The sequence below is a fragment of the Paraplanobispora siamensis genome (assembly GCF_016863175.1).
GTDB classification, from domain to species: Bacteria; Actinomycetota; Actinomycetes; order Streptosporangiales; family Streptosporangiaceae; genus Planobispora; species Planobispora siamensis.
The window spans coordinates 1-20,796 of the sequence record NZ_BOOJ01000096.1; the positions used below are offsets into that span (position 1 = coordinate 1).

Genomic DNA, 20,796 nt, shown 5'->3' on the forward strand with positions numbered 1-20,796 from the left:
AGCGCTGGTCGTCTACGCCAGGCAGGCGGTCCTGCTGCGGGGGCGGTGCCGGGCCCGGCCGGCTAGGTGACGGGCGCGACGGCCAGCGGCGCATGGTCATGGTTGATCGGCAGGTGGCCGCCGTCGAGATCACCCCGCTGCCCGGTCAGGAGTAGGCGCACCTGCCTGCGCCCGCCCGGTGTAGCAGGTAGCCACCTGCCGTCCTGCTGGGCGCGCGGGCTGGCGGCGCCACAGCCGGGCCGTTCCGTCATTGCCCGCGCTGACTAGCAGCTGGCCGCCGGGATGGAAGGCCAGCGCGTTGAGACCCAGGCCGTGCCCGGTCGAAAAGACACCGGCGTGCTCGCCGGTGAACACCTTCCATAGCCGTACCGTGCCGTCGTTGTAGCCAACAGCCAGCATCTGGCCGGCGGGGTGGAAGGCCAGCGCCGTGCCGTCCGTCATTGAGGAGCGCCTGCCGTAGATCGATCTGGCCAAACTCGACGGCCAGGACCAGGGCTCCCCCGCCGTCCGGGCGTCCTGCTGGTGCTGGCGCCGCTGCTCATCTGAACCAGGCTGAGGCCCTCTAATCGACAACGCGCTGGAGCGGTGGACGGCCAGAGCATGCTGATCGTCTGCACCCGGCCGCAACACGGCACCATGACACTGGCGCAGGTCGGTGGCACCCGGTTTCAGATCTTCCCGTGAGCAATCGGACGATCCGCCTCACCCGCCACGTCTGCCTCGGAACCGTCGGCAGATCAGTTGACCACAGTGGACGGGATTTTACCGGATGCCCGCCTCCAGCGGGCCATAACGCGCATAGCGGGCCTGGGTGATGAACGCCCAGTAGCGCTCCCCATAGGACCAATGCCACCACTCGGTCGGGTAGTTGACGAAACCCGTGTAGGTCATGGCGGTACCCAGGATGAGGCGGTTGCTGCGGGCCTCGGCGGAGATGGCAGGTGAGGCGGTGTAGCAGCTTTCATCGCTGTCTGGCGGGGTGGCGTTGACGGGGGTGCCCATCGGCACCTCCACACCGCCTGCGGTGCACAAGGTCAGATCGACCGCGCCGCCGGTGACGTGGGGGGCCACTTCGAGCGGGGAGACATACCGGCTGGCCTCCAGGTGGATACGCGCCTCGTCCCAGTGCGGATGCGCGGCCCGCTGGCTGGTGACAGATGCGGTGAAGTAGCGCCGCTGAAGAGCGGGCGGGCGATAGCCCTCCACCACCAGCAGGCGCAGCTCACGAGGCAAGCGGGTTTGTGCGGTGACCAGGCGATCGGCCACGCTCAGCCGTACGTGCGCGAATGCGCCCGTATCGGTGGCCAGACGCGAGTCGACCCGGATCGCCTCCAAAGCGCGCAAGTCCACCAGCGGTTCCCCGCACTCCCTGAGGGGAACCTCGGCGATCCGCGGATCGGAAAGGAGCACGATCTCCGACATGCAGGCCTCCATGGCGAACATGGACGCTTCACCTGAAACGCCGCGCCGCCATAGTGCACCAGCCCGGTCCAAAAACGCTGTAACCGCTGTGCCGGCGCTCTTACAGCGACAGCTCGTCGTACTCGCGGCAGCCGTGCAGCCGGAAGGTCTGGCGCGCGGTTGCCAAAAGCGCGTCGGCGGTGGTGTCATCTCCCAGCGCTTGGTACACCAGCGCAAGGTCACGCTGGGTACGCGCTGAAAACGGGCCGACGCGCAGCGTCTCCCACCGCTGCAGGGCTTCCTGCAGATGGCTCTTGGCCTGGTAGAGCCGGCCTTCGGCCAGGTCCAGCTCCCCGGGCGTACGCAAGGTACAAGCCTCACCCCAGCGATCTTGCAATGCCCGCATCACGACCAGCACCTCCTCCAACGGCTTGCGCGCCACATCGTGCTTGCCGAGCCGGATGCGGGCCTTGGCCAGCGCGCGTTCGCAGTAGGCCATCAGCAGCTGGTCACCGTTCCTGCGGAAGATCTCCAACGCCTGCTCGCTGAGCTCCTCGGCTTTGGCGTACTCCTTTCTGGCCCGCCGATACAGCGACATGCTGCGCAAGGTCAGCCCGACGCCGCGGTCGTCGTCGGCCTCCTGATAGAGGGTCAGCGCGGCCGTCAGGTCGGCCCACGCTGCGGAGTAGTGGCCGCGTTCGAGGTGGACGGTGCCGGCCAGCCGCTTGACATGCGCGCTGGCAGCCACGTCGGCGAGATCACCACAGAGATCCTCAGCCAGGGTGAGAAAATGCAGCGCCTCGGCCAGGTAGCCCTGCTCGCGGCAGGAGGCGCCGAGCGCGGCCAGGGTGGCGGCCTGCCCGCCGGTGTCCTTGGCCGCGCGAAACAGCGAAAGCGCCTGGGTGAGGTACTGGCGGGACTCCACGAAGGCGTCGCGCGCATAGTACAGGTGGCCCAGACCGGCCAGCAGTGCCGCCTCGGCCAGCACGTTGTCGGTTCGCCGGGCGACCACGAGCGCCGCCTGGTGCATGCGCTGCCAGGCCGCGAACGGGTCGTCGAAGAGGTACTGGCTGCCCTCGTACACCGCTGAGACGGTGCAGGCGATTTCGACGGCGAGCCAGTCGAGGTCCAGGGCGGCCGCCAGCTCGACGCCGACGATCAGTGATTCCTCTTCTCTGCGGAACCAGGCGTGAGGATCGGCGAGCGCCGAGCGCGCCACCTCATCGGCCACGGGAAGAGCCAGCCCGCGGCAGGCGGGCTTGAAGATCGCTGTGGCGGGAACGGCTTCGCTCAACCGCTTGACCAGCCACAGCCAGCTGCTGAGCACCCTGGCGACCATGGCTGTCAGCTCGTGCGCGCTCTCCTCGGCGCGGGCGCGTTCAGCTGCGAACAGCCGGATCAGGTCGTGCAACCGGTATCGGGACTGACCCGTCGTGCCCGCGTCCACCTCCTCGATGAGGGATGCCTCCACGAGCTGCTCCAGCAGCTGCTCGCTTTGGCGCAGCCCGGTTTCCACGGCGGTGGCGGCGACCCAGACGGGAAAGCTCGGCAGGCCCAGCAGGCCGAGCCGGCGCAGCACCGTTTTCGCGGTGGGGGGCAGCATGGCGTAGCTGAGAGCGATACTCGCTCGCACCTGCTGGTCTCCGGCGGCCAGCTCGTCGAGCCTGTGCTGCTCGTCGGCCAGCCGGTCGGCCAGGCGCCGCGCCGACCACTGGCGTCGTGAGGCCAGCCGTGCCCCGGCGATCCGCAGGGCCAGGGGCAGGTGACCGCACTGGTCGGCGATGCTCTGCGCCGCGCCGGGGTCGGCAGCGATCCGTTCCCTGCCGGCGATCTGGGTGAGCAGGTCGATCGCGGCCTGGGGCGGCAGCATGCCCAGGTCGAGCAGTGCCGCGCCGGCCAGCCCGGACAGCCGGTTGCGGGAGGTGACGATCACGCCGCTGCTTGAGCCGCCCGGCAGCAGCGGCCGTATCTGCGCCTCAGAGGCGGCGTCGTCGAGCACGACCAGCTTGCGTTGGTCGGCCAGCAGGGTGCGGTAGCGGCTGATGCGTTCTTCCAGCGTGAGAGGGAGCTGCGTGCCGGCCGGCTCGAGCTCGCGCAGGAGCCGGCCCAGGGTCTCCTCGGGGCTGGCGGGTGCCGGCGTGCTACCGCGCAGCTCGACGTGCAGCTGGCCGTCGGGGTAGAACTGCGCGATCTCATGTGCCGTGCGCAGGGCCAGCGCCGACTTGCCGATGCCGCCTTGTCCGGAGATGACGCAGATCGGCGTGGCAGCCGGACGGGTCAGGCGCTCGCGCAGCGCCGCCAACTCCTGCTGACGTCCGGTGAAATCGGGCACGGGGCGGGGCAGCTGGCGCGGCATGCGCGCGACCGGTTTGGCGGGGTTTTTCAGTGCTGGGTCCGAGCGCAGGATCGCCTCTTGGGCCTGACGCAGTTCAAGGCCGGGTTCGACGCCGAGTTCCTCGATGAGGACCTGCCTGCCCTGCTGGTAGACGGCCAGAGCGTCGGCCTGCCGGCCCACTCGGTAAAGCGCCACCATGAGGTCGCGGCGCAGCCGTTCACGCCCCGGGTGCAGCGCCACCAGCTCGATGAGCTCGTCGATGAGCTGATCGTCGTCGCCCGCTGCCAGATCGGCGGTGATGCGCTCTTCGGTGACCGCCATCTTCAGCTCTCCCAGCCTGACGGCTTCGGCATGCAGGTAGGAGGTGCCGATCCCGCCCAGGGCCTCGCCCCGCCAAAGCCCCAGAGCCGTGCGGAAGGTCTGCCCCGCCTCCCGGTGACCGCCGTTGCGCGCCGCCTGACGCCCTTCGGTGACGAGCCGTTCGAAGACCTCCTTGTCCAAAACGCCGGGAGCGATCTGCACGAGGTAGCCGAGCCGGTGGGAGACGATGATGTCGGGCAGCGCCGCACCGGCGAAGGCCCTGCGCAGCGAGGCGACATAGCTTTGCACCACCCCGCGTGCGGTCGTCGGCGGATCGTCCTCCCAGATGGCCTCGACCAGCCGCTCTCTGGTGACGACCCGGCCGGCCTCCAGCAGCAGCGCAGCCAGCAACGCCCGTGGTTTGGCGCCACCGACCGCCACCTGTCGCCCACCGTTCCACACTTCTACCGGACCTAGGAGCCGTAACTCCATGGACTCTCCCCGTTTCGCGTGATCTACACCAGACATTAAAGGTCGCGCCGACGACCCGCCAGCCTCGGTTATTCCTCCGCCGCCTCTTGTTGCACGGGACTTACAGAGGTTTTCCACCGCCACCAGCCAACCTTTCGGCGCAGCAACATTTCCGAAAGGAATCCAGACCATGAGAAAATTCCACCGCTCACTCGGCCGGTGGCTGGCCGCCGGGTTCACGCTCGTATTGGCGACGCTGGGCCTGACCGCCGTCGACGTCGCCGGCATCCCGCGTCAGGCGCATGCCGCAAGTTCCCCCAACGGGATGATCACCCGCTCGGAGGTGCTGGCCCGAGCCCAGAACTGGGTCGAGCGCAACGTCCGCTACAACAAGACCCGCGGCTCCGCAACGCTGATCACCGATGTGGAGGGCGATAACCGCTACGGGCCCGACTGCTCGGGCCTGGTGTCGATGGCCTGGCACATCACCGCGAACGCAGCCAAGGGCGGCAACAGCACCTCCGACTTCCTGCGCTCTGCTGACATCGACACCCTGCCGAGCATGCACCACCTCTTGCCGGGAGATGCGATCCTGCGCGAGGGTCACATGGAGTTGTTCGCCCGCTGGAAGAATGAGGCCGACCACAGTCAGGGTGCGTGGACCTACTCGCTCAACGGCGCGGGAAATCCCGACGGCAATGGCTGGGAGAATGACTGGGCCAAGGGTCCTGCCGTCAATTCCCACGGTCAGCGGGGCGATGAGTCGTGGTCCAGCATGACCAGCCAGTACATCCCGGTCAGGTATTCACGCATCGTCAACGACATGCACTCGAAGTCAGGATCGGATTTCAATTCCGACGGTATCGGTGATGTGTTCGCCACCTTCAACGGCGCGCTCTACATCTGGAACGGCCGCGGCAACAACACCTTCGCCGACGCCATCACCTACGGCGCCGGCTGGTCGGCCTACAGCCGCCCCACTGCCGGGGACTTCAACAATGACGGCCGCAGCGACCTGGCCGCCATCAAGGACGGGGTGCTGCACATCTGGAGCGGCCGGGGCAACAACACCTTCGCCGAGGCCATCGACATCGGCCGCGGCTGGAGCCCGTATGCCGCAACCTTGATGACGCTGGGCGATGTCAACCGCGACGGCCAGGCCGACCTGGGCGCCGTCGACGGCGGCGCACTGCACATCTGGAACGGCCGGGGCAACAACACCTTCGCCGACGCCATCGCCATCGGCCGCGGCTGGGACCCCTACTTCCCCCACTAAGATCTGTCCGGTAATCAGGGACGCGGCGGTCGCACCAGCGACCGCCGCGTCCCTGATGCGCATAGCCGATCCCTCGACCAGCGCCTGTAGTGATGCGGGCGAACAGGGAATCGCCCGTCACGGTGAAAGAGCATCACATGGCGTATCGGCGTGATCCGGTTCCCCGTACATGGTGGGCGTGGTAGAAACACCCGCATGCTGCGCAAGCAGCGGCACCGAGGAAGCTGCGGTCCTCGCGCGGGCTCGCATCCCGAGCACCGTTGTTCCACGTCCTGTCCAAGATGCGGGCCCGGCCGGCCTTCTACCCCTCTTGGCCTGGACGATCATCTCTCGAGGTCGACCTGCAGGGGGCCGCCGCCGAGATCACCCCGCTGCCCGGTCAGGAGTATGCGCACCTGCCATGCATGTGCGACGTGCACCAGTGATCGCCTAACCGTCCCGAGCCGTCGTGCGGGGGCGGAGCTTGCAGCCACCAGATGACCCAGCGAGGAGATGGCTGCGGGCTCCGCATGCGAGGGTCGGACAATGCATCCGGCACCCGCTCTTGCACTACCCCGGGCTGGGCTCGGCTATCGCGCTATGTCTAGCAGGGCGGCGCCCGGGCACAGGTCCTGCTGATCAGGGTCGGTCACGCCCCTGGGGAGTCACATGCTCATCCATGCCCACCGCCGTAAAGGCGCGCCCACCTTGGGCGCGACCCGCCGCGGGCAGGTGGGGCCGTTCGGCCCCTACGGCGCCACCGGCCACGATGACCATGACGCCGCTCCCCCGCTGCTTGACGGCTTTGCCGGCGGGCAGGATGGGGTGGCAGCATCCCTGCGCCGGGTGCAGACCCCTCCGCTGCGGGAGACAATCTCTCACCCCGAGGCTCCAATGGCCACCGGGAGCCGGTAAGTCGATGTCCTAAGGTCGGCTCACAAGGACGGTTACCGTCGTTGCTCCGCGCTCACCTGGATCATCCGGTCGGATCTTCCGGATGGCCCGGCAGAGCAAGGAGGGCAACGAGCGATGGATGCTCCCCATTCTGATGGTGATCGCCACCAGACGATCCGCACCGGTCTGGCGGCCGTGCGCTTGGCGGTGTGGCTGGCCTGGCTGATCTGGCTGGCCGGCGATCACGACGCCACCCGGTAACGCTACGGGTGGCCGGGCCTCCTACCGCGAGAAGATCGGCTCTGACCGGGTAGGAGGCCCGCTGACTCCCCAGCGTAGGCGCGCTGCCATCAGCGCTGCGGGCGAGGATCGGTTTTACCTCCCCGGCCGGGTCGGCCGAGATGCCACCCGGACATACCCGGCCCCCTCCGATGATCACGAAAGCCCCGCAAACCGGACAGGATCGGTGCTCCGCAGCGGCCGTGCGGAGAGGTTTTCTCCCCCGCGCTCCCACACTGCCGCAGCCTCCGCGGCCCGGCTCGGCTCGGTTAATCCGCCTCTCCTGCAGGAGCATGTACCCGGCCGAACCCCTGCAGGAGAGGCGACAGACCTTTCCGTCATCACTTGACGCACTTGCTGTATTCCGTGCTGTAGTGGAACAGGGATCGCTCGGGGGACAGCTATCAGCAGAAAGGGCGATCAGCGGCGTGCAGGCTTCCACCCGGATCCGCATCGGCGGCTACGGCGCCGCAGGGCTGCTCGTGGCCACCGCTGTCTTCAGCAACCAGGTCCTCGACGAGGGGACCTTCAGCTGGGGATGGCTGATCGCCGCCCTGGCCGTGGCCGCAGCCACCGAAGCCTGGAATCGGTGGCACGCCCAGCCGGCCCCCGCCGGGCAGCTACGCCTGACCGACGCCACGGGCCGCCCACCCCGCCTGGATGAGATCGACCCCTATCAGCTGGGTGTGCACCGCTCCCGCTTCGCCGACGCCGATACTCCCCCGCCGCACATCCCCCGCGCCTGCGACGCCGCCCTGGCTGCGGCCCTGACCCGTCTGGATGAACCCGGCACCCCGCGGCTGATCGTCATTGAAGGCGAGCGCCTGGCCGGCACCAGCCACACCCTGGCCCACGCACTGCGCAGCCACCTGCCCACCTGGCGCCTGGCCGCCTTCGTCGACGACCCCACCGTGCGCCTGAGCGACCTGATCAGCCAGGCGCTGGGCTGGGCCGAGCCGGAGGCCGGCGTGGTGCTGTGGCTGGATGCCATCGACACCGACCGGCTCGGCGAGCTCACCGCACCGCTGCTGCAGAGCCTCACCCAGGCGCGCCTGGCCGCCGTGCCCAAGCACCTGCTCCTCGCCATCACCGTGCACCAGCAGATCACCGGCCTGGACGGCGAGGAGCCCCTGCGGCTGGCCGGGCACGTGCGCGAGCTGCTGCGTGAACGCGCCCTGCACCTGGTCTTGGGCACGCTCACCGCCGACGAGCGCACCCAGCTCTCCTCTGAACCCGCCTACCACCGCCTGGGCCCGCTGCTGGACGATGCGGCCCGTGAGCTGTTGATGGGCCGCCTGATGGTCGCACTGGATCAGCTGCGCCACGCGCTCACGCTCGGCACGAGCGAGCAGGCCGCCGACCGGATCGCGCTGCTGCGCGCGGCCACCGACTGGCAGCGCGCCCAGGTCCCGGCCCGCCTGACCAAGAAAGCCCTGCAGCGGCTGTGGAAGGCCTACCGGCGCCAGATTGCGAACCTGCCAAAGCGCACCCGCCTGCCGGCTGATGCCTTCACCCGAGCGCTGGCCTGGGCAAGTGTCCCGGCCACAGCGACGCGGCCGCAACTGATCGCCTTCGGCTCCTTCTATGAGCCGCATCCGCTGCTGGCGGTGGTGGCCGAGGAACCCGAACTGGCCGGCTGGCCGATCAGCCCGGCCTTATGGGACTACGCCGAAGCTCACCTGCAGGCCGGCCAGCGCTACACGCTGGCAGCCACCGCCATAGATCGCGGTGACCTTCCCGCAGCCGATCGCCTGCTGCGCTCGATGCCCTCAAGCATGGTGTCGGCGCAGACCGCATCCACCCTGGCGCGGCGTCTGCATACCAACGGGTTCCCTTCTGCCGCCCGGCACTGGTACCTGCACACCATCGAGTCCAGCCATGCCGATCAGGCCCCGCACGCGATGGTCAACCTCGGCAACCTAGAGCGCGACCAGGGCAACATCGACCAAGCCCGCACCTGGTACACCCGCACGATCGCGTCCGGCCACACCGATCAGGCCCCACCGGCGATGATCGGCCTTGGCGTCGTGGAGGAGGAGCAGAGCAATATCGACCAAGCGCACACCTGGTACACCCGGGCCGTCGCCTCCGGCCACCCGGACGAGGCCCCGCACGCGATGGTCAACCTCGGCAACCTAGAGCGCAAGCAGGACAACATCGACCAAGCGCACACCTGGTACACCCAGGCCGTCGCCTCCGGCCACCCGGACGAGGCCCCGCACGCGATGGTCAACCTCGGCGTCGTGGAACACGAGCAGGGCAACATCGACCAAGCCCGCACCTGCTACACCCGCGCGATCGAGTCCGGCCACGCCGATCAGGCCCCCATGGCGATGGTCAACCTCGGCCTTTTGGAACACCAGCAAGGCAACATCGACCAAGCGCGCACCTGGTACACCCGCACGATCGCGTCCGGCCACGCCGATCAGGCTCCGAAAGCGATGGCCGGCCTCGGCCTTTTGGAGGAGGAGCAGGGCAACATCGACCAAGCGCGCACCTGGTACACCCGCACGATCGCGTCCGGCCACACCGAATGGGCCCCGAAAGCGATGGTCAACCTCGGCCTTCTGGAACAGCAGCAGGGCCGGTTGGAACAGGCCTGCTCCTGGTACACCCGGGCGATCAACTCCGGTCACCCCGACGTCGCGCCGGAAGCGCAGCACCGGTTGAAGGCGCTGCAGCACTGGCAGGCACAGCAGCGGCGAGCGATCTGGGAAGCCCGCTATGCCCGCCGGCCCTTGGATGACTGAACGGCCCTTGATGCACTCGATGCGATCTCGGGCGGCCAAGGCCGCGACCAGATCGCTCTGGCAAGCAGCGGCCTGGGGCGTGCTCTTGGCCCGGCGCGGGCGTTATGGTCGCGGCGGTGCTGCTCCAGTGTGGCGCGCGTGCGCGTCAGCTCAGCGCGCAGCTCGACGCGGACGCTGTCCACTGTCAGCTGCTCACTGGGCCGGGCCGCGACCTTGATCTGCCCGGCCAGCACCGACCGGGCCACAGCGGCCTTCACCGCCGAGTCGCGTTCTCATGTGTCCGTCTATCGCATCCCGTCCAGCGGCTGAACAGCGCCTCATGTCATGCGAGCCACTCCATGGCCGCGGTCGGCAGGGTGCGGCCCGGCGATCAGGTGATTGAGGTACGGCCGTGCCGGACCTGCGTGGCCCTCAGCGCTTGAGGTAGCTCTCCAGCAGGTCCGCCAGGGCGTCCGGCCTGCTGAGGAAGACGCAGTGGCCGCCGGAGATCTCATCGGGCACGATGCCCAGTCGTTCCCGCGTGAGCCTGCGGAAGAAGCCGGCCGGGAAGAGGCGGTCGTCCCTGCACAGGATGAATTTCGTGGGCACCTCTGGCCAGGCTTTCAGCGGCCAGGGTTCGCGCCCCGCGCGAGGGGATTCATCGCGTTCCCGGCGCAGGGCTTCCTCAGCCAGTTCGCGTGGGACGTCGTGGTAGAAGCTCTCGAACGGATCGTCGATGCCGGACAGGCCCGCCTCCTGCCTGGCCTGCACGCACCCGGTGGTCTGCCACCAGTCGTCCGGCCGCTCGCCGGGGGCCGGGATCATCCCCGCCAGCAGGACCAGGACCTCCACCGGGAGCCGATCGGCGACCAGGGGCGCGGTGAAGGCGCCGTAGGAGTGGCCCACGACCACGAGATCGCGCCGGTCGCCGACGGCCTTGACGACGGCGTCGGCGTAGTCGTCCAGCCCTGCGTAGACGTTGTCTGATGGCAGGTCGGGGGCGAGCGTGTGGTGTCCCCGCGAGCGCAGTCCGGCTTCGAGGAGATGCCAGGACCAGCCGCTGTCACCGCCGCCGTGGATCAGCACGAAGGTTGCCATTGCCCACAGATACAGGGGGCGAGTGACAAATTCCGTCGCATCGCTCGGTGGCTGCGTGGCCGCCTTTTAGACGGCCCCTCCCCGCAGAGGCGTCTTACCAGGCGTTGCGTCCGGATGTCGTCCATGAGCGAGTGGAGTAGTGCGATCGAGCTTGCGCACTCTGCCGACCGAACGGGCCGGGGGTCTATGTGTGGCCTTGGTAGAAGATGGAATCGAGGTGGTTGCGGATGAGCTGGGCGTAGGTGTCGGTGCCGGAGTCCTTGGGATGGAAGGACTCCCGGCTGGCACACAGGCCGACCTCCAGCCAGGCCCAGCATGGGGCGATGAGGGGATCGCCGATGTGGTAGTCGCCCTCGCCCTTGGGGCCGCGGACGGCATTGTTGATCAATTCTCCGCCGTCGCCGCACGCGCCCTGCCCTCCGAAAGCGGTCAGGGCGGAGGCGAAGGAGACGTGCTGGCGATTGGGCATGTTCAGCAGCTTGTGGTTTTGCTGGAAGTCCAAGTAGACGGCCAATTCTCCTAGTGCCACCCGCTCTCCGACGCTGTACAGGGGACACAAATCGGCGGTGCCGAACAACCGCGGATAGCCGACGAGCACGATCTCGGCGGCGGGCGCGCGGGCGCGGATGTCGGCGATGGTCTGCTCCAGGTCCGGCAGCATAATGTCGATCAGGCCCTTGAAGTGCGGCAGGAAGCCTTCGGGGAAGGTATCTGCGCTCTGGCAGTCGCGTCTGAGGGAACATTCCTCGATCGCATCGGAGAACCCGTCGCTGTTGTTGCCGCCGATGATGAGCAAGACCAGTGTGGTGGCGGGGGTCAGCACTCCGGAATCGATCTGGGAAATCTCGCGAAACTGCCCATCGCCGCGGGGCCAGGCGCTGCTGCTGTTGGAGCGCACATTCTCGGTCTTGGCGCCGGAGCAGGCCACCGACCCCAGCTCGGCATCGGTGCTCCAGTCATCGGCCAACTGCCCCAGCGGGGTGCGCGTGGTGGGCAAGACCAGTTTCCGGCTCCAGGCGTCGGCGCTGCGCCGGCAGGCGTTCCAGCGGGTGGTGCCGTGGGAGGCGTTGCTTTCGGCGTAGTAGTCACCGGCGCCCTCACCGGCGGCGTAGGAGTCGCCCAGCACCGCGACCTGGTGGCGGGGTCGGCCGGGCAGCGGTTGGAAGGCGACCGCATCGAAGGCGATGTCTTCTTCGCCGTAGCCGTCCAGGGTGCGGCTGCTGAGCCGGACCCGCGGGGTGCCGGTGACCGGGTAGACGCCCAGCGAGACCCACATGTTGGCCTTGCGCGCTTGGGAGAGATAGCGGACTGGCTTGCCCTTTTGGGAGGCAATGGCCGAGTCGGCGGCGAAGCCGTTGCCGGTGTCGATCGCATAGCGCGCTTGCTGGGTATGGGCGCCGTGATCGGGCAGGTGCACCAGCACCCGCATCCAGCCGCTCAGCGGCCGATCTAGCGTCCAGGTACCGGTCACCTGCATGGTGCCGGCATACATGCTGCCGGTTCGGGTGTGGGCGAAGTAGAAGTGGCCGGCGTACCCGGCGCCGAGCTGGTGGAAGTCGATTTTGGCGGGATAGTTTCCGCTCCCGTCACCGGCGAATGCCAAGGCGAAGGAGCCTGATGAGCCCGGATGCGAGCATCCCGGACGGGCCGAAGGGATCGAGGCGGGCAGGTTGTCGACCACCAGGGCGTTGCCCGGCAGGCCGGTGCGGCTGCAGGTGGGCGGATAGGAGGCGCCATCACCTTGGTAGGGATAGCCCGGATCGAATCGCAGCAGCTCATTGCCGCAGGTGGCATCGCAGTCAGGCTTCCAGGTGCTGGATTGGTGATACCAGCACTTGGAGTCGGCGCGGGTGCAGGCCGCCGTCCCGGCCGCAGGATTGCACTCGTTGCTGGCATCGCAGAACTGGTCGACGGGTGGTTTGACGTTGCGCCGGTTTTGCACCCCGATGCTGCCATCGCCGGCCCACCATGCCGGCCGGAAGCCGGCGACGAGGGTGTCGGGAGACTCGATCGCCTCGATCGGGTGGCCCGCAAAGCCCAGCACCTTTTCCGGGTAGGGCCACTTTTGCGGCTGGGCGGCATCAGCGTAGGTGAACTCCATGAACGGCCGCCGGGTGATGTCGTAGGCCGGGTTGAGCGGGTTGTTGGCCCAGCCCACACCCCAGGCGCCGTTGTTGGGCTTTCCGAACCGGTCCACCCCGAAGCGGTTGGACTCGGGGTAGAAGCCGGAGTTGTAGGCCCAGATGGCATAGAACCAGTTCTCCAGCTTGCGGTGGTCACCGTTGTTGATCATCAGACCGGCCTGGCGTACCTCGTTCCATTTACGGCCGAGCAGTTGCACGCCCGCGGCGATGTTGGCGGCGAAGTCCAGGGCGATGGCTCGCTGGGTCTGATACGGCAGCACGCTTTGGCCGGCGGGCGTGCGATGCGGCAGGCGCATGCCATCGGTCATCTGGCTGACCCCATAGCCGCAGTCGGCCTCGGCCCAGTTGATCTCCCAGTCCGTCAGCGAGCCGGTGGAGGTGTAGGACAAGCCGTAGAAGTTGCCGATCAAGGGATTGGCGGTGACCCCGGGCAGCGCGACCCGGGAGGCCTGCCACAGATTCGACTCCTGCGCCAAGATCCCCAACATGACCTGGGCCGGGATGTCACTGTCGGGCACACCGCTCAAGGTGGTACGCGGGAACAGGCCTTGAGGGCTGTAGGCCGGCATGCCCAGGCCTTTCCAGTTCGACTCGCGCGGCACGGTCAGCGCGCCACGCACGGCCTGGTCGGCCGCCCACTCCACCTGCCGCGGTTTGGGCTGGGTGGCCTGGTTGCGCGGGTCGTTGCGGGCAACGGCGCAGGTGCGCTCCTCTTCGATCGGATCGGCCGGGTCGCCTTGCTGCGCCGCGCGGGGTGCAGCAGACGGCGCGGCCCGCAGGAGACTGGGATGCAGCGCGCGGCCGGCGGCGGAGGCATCGTGCGGGGTCAGCCCGAAAGCCAGCCGGCTGCCGGTCGCGGTGGCGATCATGTCGATCCGGACGTGATCGGCCAGGGCCGAATCGCGCGCCGGCAGGCGAGGGTCGGGCCGGTGATCGTGGATCACCTGCGTCAGCGCCGCGCGGCCGGCCGAGGAGACCCCTGCGGCCTTGGGCACGCTCAGCTTGGTGACCGTGGCCGGCAGCGCCGAGGAGGTGGTCAGCTCCCCGGTGAGATAGACCTGCCCGGCCGCAGCGTCGATGCCGACCTCGGTCAGCGGCCCGTGGCCCAGCGTGACGGCCGCGGATCCGGGCGCGGTCGAGACGAGCCGGCGCACCTGGGCCTGGCCCCGCGCGTGCTCCAGGTAGACCACGCCACCCGCACCGTCCACGGTCAGGTGGGCGGGCACGGAGGCGGCCGAGACCAGCTCGCTGCGCCGCCCGGCCGCATCCAGCTTGATCAGACCGGGGCCGGCGGCGGCCACGATGGCCGAATCCACCGGTACCGCCGAGGTGACCTGGCCACTCAGCTCCAGCGGCCGACCCAGCCGGGCGGTGGCCGCATCCAGCCGAAACAGCCGGGTCTTGGGCATGCGCTCGCCACCGCCCTGGCTGAGCACCGCGCTTTCCCCATCACCACACCCGGGATTGTGGTAGGCGATGGAAGATTGCACCGCGACCTTGCGCACCCGGCCGTCGGCCAGATCCACCACGGCGGTGAATGCCCCCCGGTTGAACAACTCCTCCCTGTTGGTGAAGGTGCGCGGGGCGTAGACGACCACCGCATGCCGGCCCGAGCGGGTCAGGCAGGCGTTGCCGATCCACTGGTCGGCATCGAAGCCCGGCTCCGCCAGGGTCGCGACCGTCCGCCAGGCATACCCGCTGCGCTCGGTGGCCACCAGCACATGAAATCCGCTGGCATCGCCGATAGTGGTCCACGCCCGGTCGGCCGAACGCCGCCACTGGGCACCCAAGACACGATCCCGCGCGGCAGCCTCGACCGCGCCCTCAACAGCCGCGACCGGCTGGGGCGGCGGATCGGGCGCAGGGTGCGGATCTTGAGTTGCCGACATGATCGGTGCTGCCGGCGCAGGCGAAGCGGCCTGCGCCGGCACCGGCGCCAGCACCACGATGAGCATCGCCAGCACCCCGGCTGCGCGCGACATGCCACCCCTCATCGCTTCCTCCAGGTCAGATCCGACGCTCAGGGGCCCGGGCGCATCACGGCGGGAAGATCAGATGCGCCGTCTCACACTGGATGTCACACGGCCTGCGCTCAATCGAAGGCAGTGCAGTAGGTTGATCCGTAGGGGTCACGGCCGGGGCCGTACGTGAGCCTCCAGCAGGCCCGGACGTCGCGGGCCCCGTGGTAGCCGATCATCTTGGTCCAGCCGCTGAAGGTGCCGCTGGCGCCGTTACCGATGGTCTTCGCATACCCCCGCAGGTAGGTGTGGTTGCGGTCGTATTCGCGGATGTAGGCTCGGCGGTAAATGCTACTTGCGGTGTTGGTCGTCAAGCGTGCCCAGTAAGCGTTGCAGGCGAATGAGTACCGCAATTCCAGAGTGACGGCTCCACCCACGGTGTCATAGCGCCTTTTGGTCGTGTAGGAGTCGGCCCCGCAGCCGTTGGCCTGAGGGTCTTTCCCGGTGCAACTTGAATTCGAGCACCCGACTGCCTGAACCGATACCGACGGATCGTTTTCCGGAGCGGGGGTCGGGGTGGGCGCCGGATCCGGCGCGGGCGGGTCCGCCGGTACCGGTTCTGACGTGGGTGATGGTTCTGACGTGGGTGGAGCCGTTGGCGCCGGTTCGGCGTACGCCGAACCGGCGAATGCGACCACCACCATGCAGATCGCCATAAAGAATACCAGCAGTTTTTTTCTGCGCACGCGCGCGCCCTCCTCGGAGGCGATGATTATCCAGCCCTTTTTTATCCCTAAAATAAGGGACCGGCTGGCACTGCTTCACTGGGAATCTATGATCCGACTTCCATGTTGTCGTCAAACCATGAGGGGAGAGTCGAATACATTTTCTGCGGTATTTTCCTGGCCGCCTCAACCGGCTGCGGTATGCCTATCGCGCTCTAAAACTCCTTGCATCGTTCCAGTGAAGAGCTCCTGGAAGGCGTTGCATGGATTTTGTGCATCATCTCCGCGATCCGAAAGCCGAGAGCAGCGTTAACGGGCCGGCCTGGTCCAGGAACTCATGCCGCAGCCTCTTGTGGAAGCGCTCGATCTCGCCGCTGGCGGGAGAGCGCGGCTTGGCCAGCCGGGCGGTGATGCCGTTGTGGTGGCAGAACCGCTCGAACATCACTCCCCACCGACGCCGCGCTTGGCTGCGCCCGCGCTGGCGCCAGCACCACCCAGGCACTGCTCAGCATGGCCCGCCTCATCACCGTCGGCGCGTGCGGCTGGGAGGAGGACCGCTACGACCGCACGCTGGCCCACGTCATCGACACCGCAGCGCATGTGTATGCCGACTTGTCCGTGCAGCACGAGCTGCGTGACGGCTGGACCTACACCGCCACGGCGGGCTTCGACGACATCACCCGCACCGACGAAGAAGAACTGCTGCGCAGCGTCGGCTCCCACTTCCCCGACGGCGTGGCCGGCTTTTGCCAGTACCCGACCAAGCTCACCGCGTACGGCCTGCCCGCCCAGACCTGCCGCGCCGGCGCCACCGCACGCAGCCCTGCCTCGATTGGAGCCCTTCCCCATGCGCCCCGATGTGATCGTCTTCTCCTACCGCATCCACGACGACGAGCGCATGACCGAGATGCGCCTGCCCAGTGAGCTGACGGCGCAGCACCTGACCGGCCGGCTCACCGGCGCCATCGGCCGCCTGCGCGCGGGCACGGCCAACCCCGCGATCACCTGGGGCATGATGAGCGCCCTCGCCGGCGCCTACGCCGAGCACCAACTGTCGACCGGGCCGCACGCCGCACGCCTGCTGGAGGAGCTGCGCGCCCTGTGTGGTGCTCCCCCGCTGGATCTTTCTTGAGCGACGACAGCGCCCCAGCGCACCATTCACGCGCCCAGGTATCCCCCACCGCATCGGAAAGGCACCCGTTGTCTGCCACTTCGCACCCCGTCGCCGGTGAGCAGCACACCTTCACTCGTCGCGCTCAAGCCGCCCTCGAGGCCATCTGCCGCACCACCGGCCGCCCGTGGGGCCAGGTCCTGGAAGAGGCGGTGCTGCTGTATGCCCACCTGACCGCCGCCGAACGGATCGGTGTCTTCAACCCCTCCACCGGCTGCTACGAACATCGGCGCCTGCCGCGCTGACCGGCGCCGCCCGCCCGCGTAGAGACCCCCTTTTTCTCCTCGCGTCACGACTCAAACGCCCACATGCGCCTGTCCCCACCGCCCCGCTGAAAGGACCCACCTCTCAAGCCGACCACTGTTCCGGCAGCCGCCTCAGCATCGGGCCGGGTGGGCCAACTGAGAACCGCGCAGGCAGCCCACAGGGCCAGCTCGACCAGCCGTTGCGTATGGGCGGTGACACGCTGGCGGTAACGGGTCTGCTACAGGCGGGGACATTCCCGCCCGAAGGCGTCATCGTGAAAGCATGCCGGCTTCTCCTGAGGGTGCTGCGCAGCCGCGGCACCGGTGGCGCAGCGCCGCGCTGGGCGCGCTGGTGGGTGGAGCGGCACTGTTTTTTCTGGCCGATCCGCTCGACCTGCCCGACCCGGTGCTGGCACGGCTGGATCAGCGTGACAGCGTGATCAGCATGCTGGTGGGCCTGGTCGGGCTGGGAGTCGGCGGGGCCGCATTGTGGCTGCAGCTCCGCTCATCGGCCGCCGCTGCCAATGCTGGTTCCGGGCCGACGACCTCGGGAGATGGATCACCGGGGATCGGCACCGTGTCCGGAGGCATGGTGGTCGGCCAGGTCACCGACCGTGCGCAGGTCAGCGGGCCGGGCAGTGCCCACGCCCATGGCGCGGGGCCGGCCATCGGCACCCATACCGGTCCCCTGGCCATCGGCGAACGGGCCGTGGCAGTCGGCGCCGGTAACCGTGCGCCGATCCACACCGGAGATGTGCACCTGCCCCCGGCGCCCCCGCCGCTGCCGGCGCTGGCCGGAGTGCCGGCCCCGCCACCGGACTTCACCGGCCGCGACGAGATCCGCCGCCAGCTCCTGGAATGCCTCACCCCCCACGCTGAGCGCACCGAAACCGCGAGCAAGACCGCGGTAGTGCTCGCCGCGGCGGTGGCGGGCATGGCCGGGGTGGGCAAGACCGCGCTGGCCTTGGTGGCCGCACACCAGGTGCTGAAAGAAGGCTGGTATCCGGGCGGGGTGTTCTTCGTGGACCTGCACGGCTACACCCCGGGCCAGATCGAGCCGGTGGAGGCCGCAGCCGGGCAGCTGCTGCGCGCGATGGGCCACCGCGACCAGGAACTGCCCGCGACCGGGCCGGAGATGCTGGCGCTGTATCGGTCGGTGCTGGCCGAGCGCGCCCAGAAGGGCCGCGGGGTACTGGTGGTGGCCGACAACGCCGCTGAGGCCGGGCAGGTGGAGCCGCTGGTGCCGGCACAGGACTGCCACCGGCTGCTGGTCACCTCCCGCCACACGCTGCCGGTGCCGGCCCGCCCGGCCATGAAAGCCAGCCGCGCCTGCAGCGCATCAACGCCGGAAAACAGCACGGTGGTGTAGTCGCCGCCGCGCTCGATCGCGTGCACGCTGCCACAGCGGGCAGCCTGGCGGGACAACTCGGTGTAGATCAGCTCCAGCTCGTCGAGAGCCTCGCCATGGACGATGGTCACCGGGACCAGCCCAGCGGCCGCCAGCGCGGCCTGGGCCAGCGCGGCATGCCCGGCTAATTCGGCGCTGACAGTTGCGCGACGCCGGACGGCGGGAGTGGGGACGCTACTCATTGCGTGATCACCTTCCCAGCAGGGAGTGAGAGGGCGGGGCTCACGGCACGGGCGGCAGGGGTGGTCATCAGCGCTCCTGCGGGGCGGCGGGATCGGGCTCATCGTGGCGGCGGCCGCGGATCGCCGCCACGATGGCCGGAGCGGCGGTGGCATCCCCGCTGATCAGCCGGGTCAGCAGGGGCTGGAGGGCAGGGTCGGCGGCCAGGGCGCGGATCTGGTCGCCCACGTCAGCAAAAGCGCGGTGGCCGCCGATCTCCAGCGAGGTGAGGATCAGGTCGATCAGCTGCGCGTCCGGCAGCAGGCCGCCCTCGGGGGTGCAGCCGTGCGGGCAGCGCATCGCCGCGTTGGCGCCGGCGCCCCATAGGCGGCAGATGGTCGGCCGTACCGCGTGCCCGGTGCAGCGGCCCTCGGCGCTCAGGGCCGGGCACGGCGCCCCGGCCGGCCAGTGGGCGCGCTCGGGGATGCGTACCCCGGTGGTGGTGCGCATGCGCTCGCGCTCCAGAGTGGACATATCAATCGGGCTGCGGCAGGAATCGGCGCATAAGCCCTGGCAGGCGACCTCGGGCAGGCGCGCATACAGCTCCTGCAGCGTGCGCAGCGCCCGCTGCCGGGCGGCCTGCTGGGCGCCTGGACACCACCCAGCCCACGACGCCGTAGTCCTCTGCCGCAGGGCACCATCAGCGAAGGTGAGCCTGCGTCATAGGATTCGGCCGTGGCCGATGACCAGCACCCGCCAGGGGATCATCGGGGCGACAGCTTCACCACGCAAGCCTCACCGCGGCCTGGTGGCTGCCGGCTGTCCTTCACGCAGCACCGCGGCCAGGTGGCTGTTCATCCCGGCCAGCAGCAGCAGTTCCTCCACCAGCTCGGTCAACGGTGCGCGGTGGCGGACCAAGGCCTGGGCCATGCAGTGCTCGGCGGCCGCATCCAGGCCGCCGCCGTCATCGCTGACCTTCAAGCAGGCGTGCAGCGCGGCCAGCGGGGCGCGCAGATCACCGGCCAAGCGCTGCAGCAGGCCCACCTCCCGCGCCGTCACCGTGCGCAGCCGCTGCAGCACTTCGCCGTGGTGGCGGGCCTGCAGCTGGGCGGCCGCGGCGGTGGCCAGCGTGGCCAGCGTCCGGCGCTGGACGGGCGACAGCCGGCGCGGCCTGTGGTCCATCACGCACACCGTGCCCAGCCCATGACCGGCGGCGCTGAGCACCGGCACACCGGCGTAAAAGCGCACATACGGCTCCCCGGCCACCACCGCATCATCGCGAAAGCGCTCATCATCCAGGGCGTCGCGGATCTCCAGCAGCGCCCGGCCGCAAATGGTGTAGGGGCAAAAGGCCACCTGCCGGTCCATGCTGACCTCGGCGGTACCGAAATGACCCTTGAAGTGCTGGCGCTCGGCGTCGATCAGGTTGACCAGCGCGATCGGCGTCTGGCACAGGTGAGCGGCCAGCTCGGCGATGGCCGAAAAATCCGCATGCGGCACGACCTCCAGCGCGCCCAGGGCGTGCAGTTCGGCCAGACGCTCGATCTCATCGCCGGGCCATGGGATGGCAGCCATGATGGGTCTCCCCTCGCGCGCAAACAGATGATTCGGTACCGCGTGAGGGGGAGCTGCGCAGGTCAGGGCCGCAGCATGCGGTCAGGGTATCTCCACGGCGTGCGCCGGCCGGGTACGGCGAGCCGCAGGCGGCGATAAAAGATCGAAAATGTCGGCTGCCCCTGCGGTGACCTCGGCTCGGCGCTGGCGCCAGGTGTGCCAGGCTGCTGCTCACCCTCGTCACAAGGAGCAGCCCGCCGCCATGCTGGATCGCGCCGATGCCGTGCTTCTGGAGCAGGTGCACACCGTGCTGCGCCAGGCCGGGTTCGCCCTCTCACCCGCCCCCGACGTCGAGGGCGGCTTGAGCATCCGCAGCGATCCCGGTCGGGGTGTGGTGATCTCCTGGACCACCGCGGCCGAGGTGACCGTCAAGAACCGCACCGCTCACCAGCAGGTGGCGGCTGCGGTGCATTTGGCGCTGCTGGCCATCATGACCGGCGCCGGCTATGCCGCCACCGGGAAGCCGGCCACCGGCGAGGTGGTCATCACCGGTGTCGGTCATGCGGGTGAGGCGGCCCTGGGCCGGTGAGGTCACCGGCCCAGGGCATGAGCGTTTGTGCGTGCTGCCGGTACCCGCCACAAAGACGATGGCCGCTTCTTTTATGGCGGG

The 20,796-nt window shown here is 69.0% G+C and carries 19 protein-coding genes; 10 read left to right on the forward strand and 9 right to left on the reverse strand.

What is annotated here, in order from left to right; translation table 11 throughout:
* Window positions 1–129 precede the first annotated feature (129 nt).
* The 3 genes from Psi01_RS41475 to Psi01_RS41485 form a co-directional block, all read right to left on the reverse strand.
* Window positions 130–441 carry a WD40 repeat domain-containing protein gene (locus tag Psi01_RS41475; RefSeq protein WP_204069696.1) on the reverse strand — a complete coding sequence of 104 codons (312 nt, stop codon included), beginning with the start codon at window positions 439–441 and terminating at the stop codon, window positions 130–132.
* A gap of 321 nt (window positions 442–762) precedes the next feature.
* A complete protein-coding gene (locus tag Psi01_RS41480) occupies window positions 763–1,443 on the reverse strand; it encodes a M15 family metallopeptidase (RefSeq protein ID WP_239128423.1) in 681 nt (226 codons plus the stop codon).
* A 79-nt stretch (window positions 1,444–1,522) separates the two neighbouring features.
* A complete protein-coding gene (locus Psi01_RS41485) occupies window positions 1,523–4,528 on the reverse strand; it encodes an AfsR/SARP family transcriptional regulator (protein WP_204069697.1) in 3,006 nt (1,001 codons plus the stop codon).
* 169 nt (window positions 4,529–4,697) lie between these two features.
* Between Psi01_RS41485 and Psi01_RS41490 the strand changes: the two genes are divergently transcribed.
* The 4 genes from Psi01_RS41490 (at window position 4,698) to Psi01_RS41500 (ending at window position 9,994) form a co-directional block, all read left to right on the forward strand.
* Window positions 4,698–5,783, forward strand: coding sequence for an FG-GAP repeat domain-containing protein (locus Psi01_RS41490; RefSeq protein ID WP_204069698.1), 1,086 nt, complete (start codon window positions 4,698–4,700; stop codon window positions 5,781–5,783).
* Between the two features lie 1,008 nt (window positions 5,784–6,791).
* The gene (locus tag Psi01_RS44340; protein ID WP_275424661.1) at window positions 6,792–6,917 is read left to right on the forward strand and encodes a hypothetical protein; all 126 of its coding nucleotides are present in this window, start codon (window positions 6,792–6,794) and stop codon (window positions 6,915–6,917) included.
* Window positions 6,918–7,363: 446 nt separating this feature from the next.
* On the forward strand, window positions 7,364–9,685 hold the full coding sequence (locus tag Psi01_RS41495) for a tetratricopeptide repeat protein (protein ID WP_204069699.1): 2,322 nt from the start codon (window positions 7,364–7,366) through the stop codon (window positions 9,683–9,685).
* 138 nt (window positions 9,686–9,823) lie between these two features.
* On the forward strand, window positions 9,824–9,994 hold the full coding sequence (locus Psi01_RS41500) for a hypothetical protein (protein WP_204069700.1): 171 nt from the start codon (window positions 9,824–9,826) through the stop codon (window positions 9,992–9,994).
* A gap of 102 nt (window positions 9,995–10,096) precedes the next feature.
* Here Psi01_RS41500 and Psi01_RS41505 read toward each other — a convergent pair whose 3' ends face one another.
* The 4 genes from Psi01_RS41505 to Psi01_RS41520 all read right to left on the reverse strand — a co-directional run bounded on the left by Psi01_RS41505 (window position 10,097) and on the right by Psi01_RS41520 (window position 16,031).
* Complete coding sequence (locus Psi01_RS41505) at window positions 10,097–10,762, reverse strand: alpha/beta hydrolase (RefSeq protein WP_204069701.1); 666 nt, start codon at window positions 10,760–10,762, stop codon at window positions 10,097–10,099.
* 184 nt (window positions 10,763–10,946) lie between these two features.
* Window positions 10,947–14,888, reverse strand: a complete 3,942-nt coding sequence (locus Psi01_RS41510; RefSeq protein WP_204069702.1) for a GDSL-type esterase/lipase family protein — start codon at window positions 14,886–14,888, stop codon at window positions 10,947–10,949.
* A 110-nt stretch (window positions 14,889–14,998) separates the two neighbouring features.
* Window positions 14,999–15,610 (reverse strand): DUF2690 domain-containing protein, encoded by a 612-nt coding sequence (locus tag Psi01_RS41515; RefSeq protein WP_204069703.1) that lies wholly within the window; start codon window positions 15,608–15,610, stop codon window positions 14,999–15,001.
* Between the two features lie 256 nt (window positions 15,611–15,866).
* Window positions 15,867–16,031 carry a hypothetical protein gene (locus Psi01_RS41520; RefSeq protein WP_204069704.1) on the reverse strand — a complete coding sequence of 55 codons (165 nt, stop codon included), beginning with the start codon at window positions 16,029–16,031 and terminating at the stop codon, window positions 15,867–15,869.
* 68 nt (window positions 16,032–16,099) lie between these two features.
* Here Psi01_RS41520 and Psi01_RS41525 point away from each other — a divergent pair, with 68 nt between their 5' ends.
* From Psi01_RS41525 to Psi01_RS41545, 5 genes are all read left to right on the forward strand, one after another.
* A complete protein-coding gene (locus tag Psi01_RS41525; protein ID WP_204069705.1) occupies window positions 16,100–16,513 on the forward strand; it encodes a hypothetical protein in 414 nt (137 codons plus the stop codon).
* The gene (locus Psi01_RS41530) at window positions 16,488–16,721 is read left to right on the forward strand and encodes a hypothetical protein (protein WP_204069706.1); all 234 of its coding nucleotides are present in this window, start codon (window positions 16,488–16,490) and stop codon (window positions 16,719–16,721) included. The genes Psi01_RS41525 and Psi01_RS41530 overlap by 26 nt, the downstream gene beginning before the upstream one ends.
* A gap of 68 nt (window positions 16,722–16,789) precedes the next feature.
* On the forward strand, window positions 16,790–17,005 hold the full coding sequence (locus Psi01_RS41535) for a hypothetical protein (RefSeq protein WP_204069707.1): 216 nt from the start codon (window positions 16,790–16,792) through the stop codon (window positions 17,003–17,005).
* Between the two features lie 283 nt (window positions 17,006–17,288).
* Window positions 17,289–18,374 (forward strand): hypothetical protein, encoded by a 1,086-nt coding sequence (locus tag Psi01_RS41540; protein ID WP_204069708.1) that lies wholly within the window; start codon window positions 17,289–17,291, stop codon window positions 18,372–18,374.
* Between the two features lie 20 nt (window positions 18,375–18,394).
* On the forward strand, window positions 18,395–18,541 hold the full coding sequence (locus Psi01_RS41545) for a hypothetical protein (protein ID WP_204069709.1): 147 nt from the start codon (window positions 18,395–18,397) through the stop codon (window positions 18,539–18,541).
* A gap of 121 nt (window positions 18,542–18,662) precedes the next feature.
* On the opposite strand, the gene Psi01_RS41550 is transcribed toward Psi01_RS41545, so the two are convergent.
* On the reverse strand, window positions 18,663–19,265 hold the full coding sequence (locus Psi01_RS41550; RefSeq protein ID WP_307819339.1) for a YkgJ family cysteine cluster protein: 603 nt from the start codon (window positions 19,263–19,265) through the stop codon (window positions 18,663–18,665).
* 102 nt (window positions 19,266–19,367) lie between these two features.
* The gene (locus Psi01_RS41555; protein ID WP_204069710.1) at window positions 19,368–20,147 is read right to left on the reverse strand and encodes a GAF domain-containing protein; all 780 of its coding nucleotides are present in this window, start codon (window positions 20,145–20,147) and stop codon (window positions 19,368–19,370) included.
* Between the two features lie 241 nt (window positions 20,148–20,388).
* Between Psi01_RS41555 and Psi01_RS41560 the strand changes: the two genes are divergently transcribed.
* Window positions 20,389–20,715, forward strand: coding sequence for a hypothetical protein (locus tag Psi01_RS41560; RefSeq protein ID WP_204069711.1), 327 nt, complete (start codon window positions 20,389–20,391; stop codon window positions 20,713–20,715).
* The last annotated feature ends 81 nt before the right edge of the window (window positions 20,716–20,796 follow it).

Excerpts from the sequence above, each read along its gene's own strand:
- Psi01_RS41475 (WP_204069696.1), bottom strand. The coding sequence starts at position 441 with ATGACGGACGGCACGGCGCTGGCCTTCCACCCCGCCGGCCAGATGCTG.
- Psi01_RS41480 (WP_239128423.1), bottom strand. The coding sequence starts at position 1,443 with ATGTTCGCCATGGAGGCCTGCATGTCGGAGATCGTGCTCCTTTCCGAT.
- Psi01_RS41485 (WP_204069697.1), bottom strand. The coding sequence starts at position 4,528 with ATGGAGTTACGGCTCCTAGGTCCGGTAGAAGTGTGGAACGGTGGGCGA.
- Psi01_RS41490 (WP_204069698.1), top strand. The coding sequence starts at position 4,698 with ATGAGAAAATTCCACCGCTCACTCGGCCGGTGGCTGGCCGCCGGGTTC.
- Psi01_RS44340 (WP_275424661.1), top strand. The coding sequence starts at position 6,792 with ATGGATGCTCCCCATTCTGATGGTGATCGCCACCAGACGATCCGCACC.
- Psi01_RS41505 (WP_204069701.1), bottom strand. The coding sequence starts at position 10,762 with ATGGCAACCTTCGTGCTGATCCACGGCGGCGGTGACAGCGGCTGGTCC.
- Psi01_RS41510 (WP_204069702.1), bottom strand. The coding sequence starts at position 14,888 with ATGTCGCGCGCAGCCGGGGTGCTGGCGATGCTCATCGTGGTGCTGGCG.
- Psi01_RS41520 (WP_204069704.1), bottom strand. The coding sequence starts at position 16,031 with ATGTTCGAGCGGTTCTGCCACCACAACGGCATCACCGCCCGGCTGGCC.
- Psi01_RS41525 (WP_204069705.1), top strand. The coding sequence starts at position 16,100 with ATGGCCCGCCTCATCACCGTCGGCGCGTGCGGCTGGGAGGAGGACCGC.
- Psi01_RS41530 (WP_204069706.1), top strand. The coding sequence starts at position 16,488 with ATGACCGAGATGCGCCTGCCCAGTGAGCTGACGGCGCAGCACCTGACC.
- Psi01_RS41540 (WP_204069708.1), top strand. The coding sequence starts at position 17,289 with ATGCCGGCTTCTCCTGAGGGTGCTGCGCAGCCGCGGCACCGGTGGCGC.
- Psi01_RS41555 (WP_204069710.1), bottom strand. The coding sequence starts at position 20,147 with ATGGCTGCCATCCCATGGCCCGGCGATGAGATCGAGCGTCTGGCCGAA.
- Psi01_RS41560 (WP_204069711.1), top strand. The coding sequence starts at position 20,389 with ATGCTGGATCGCGCCGATGCCGTGCTTCTGGAGCAGGTGCACACCGTG.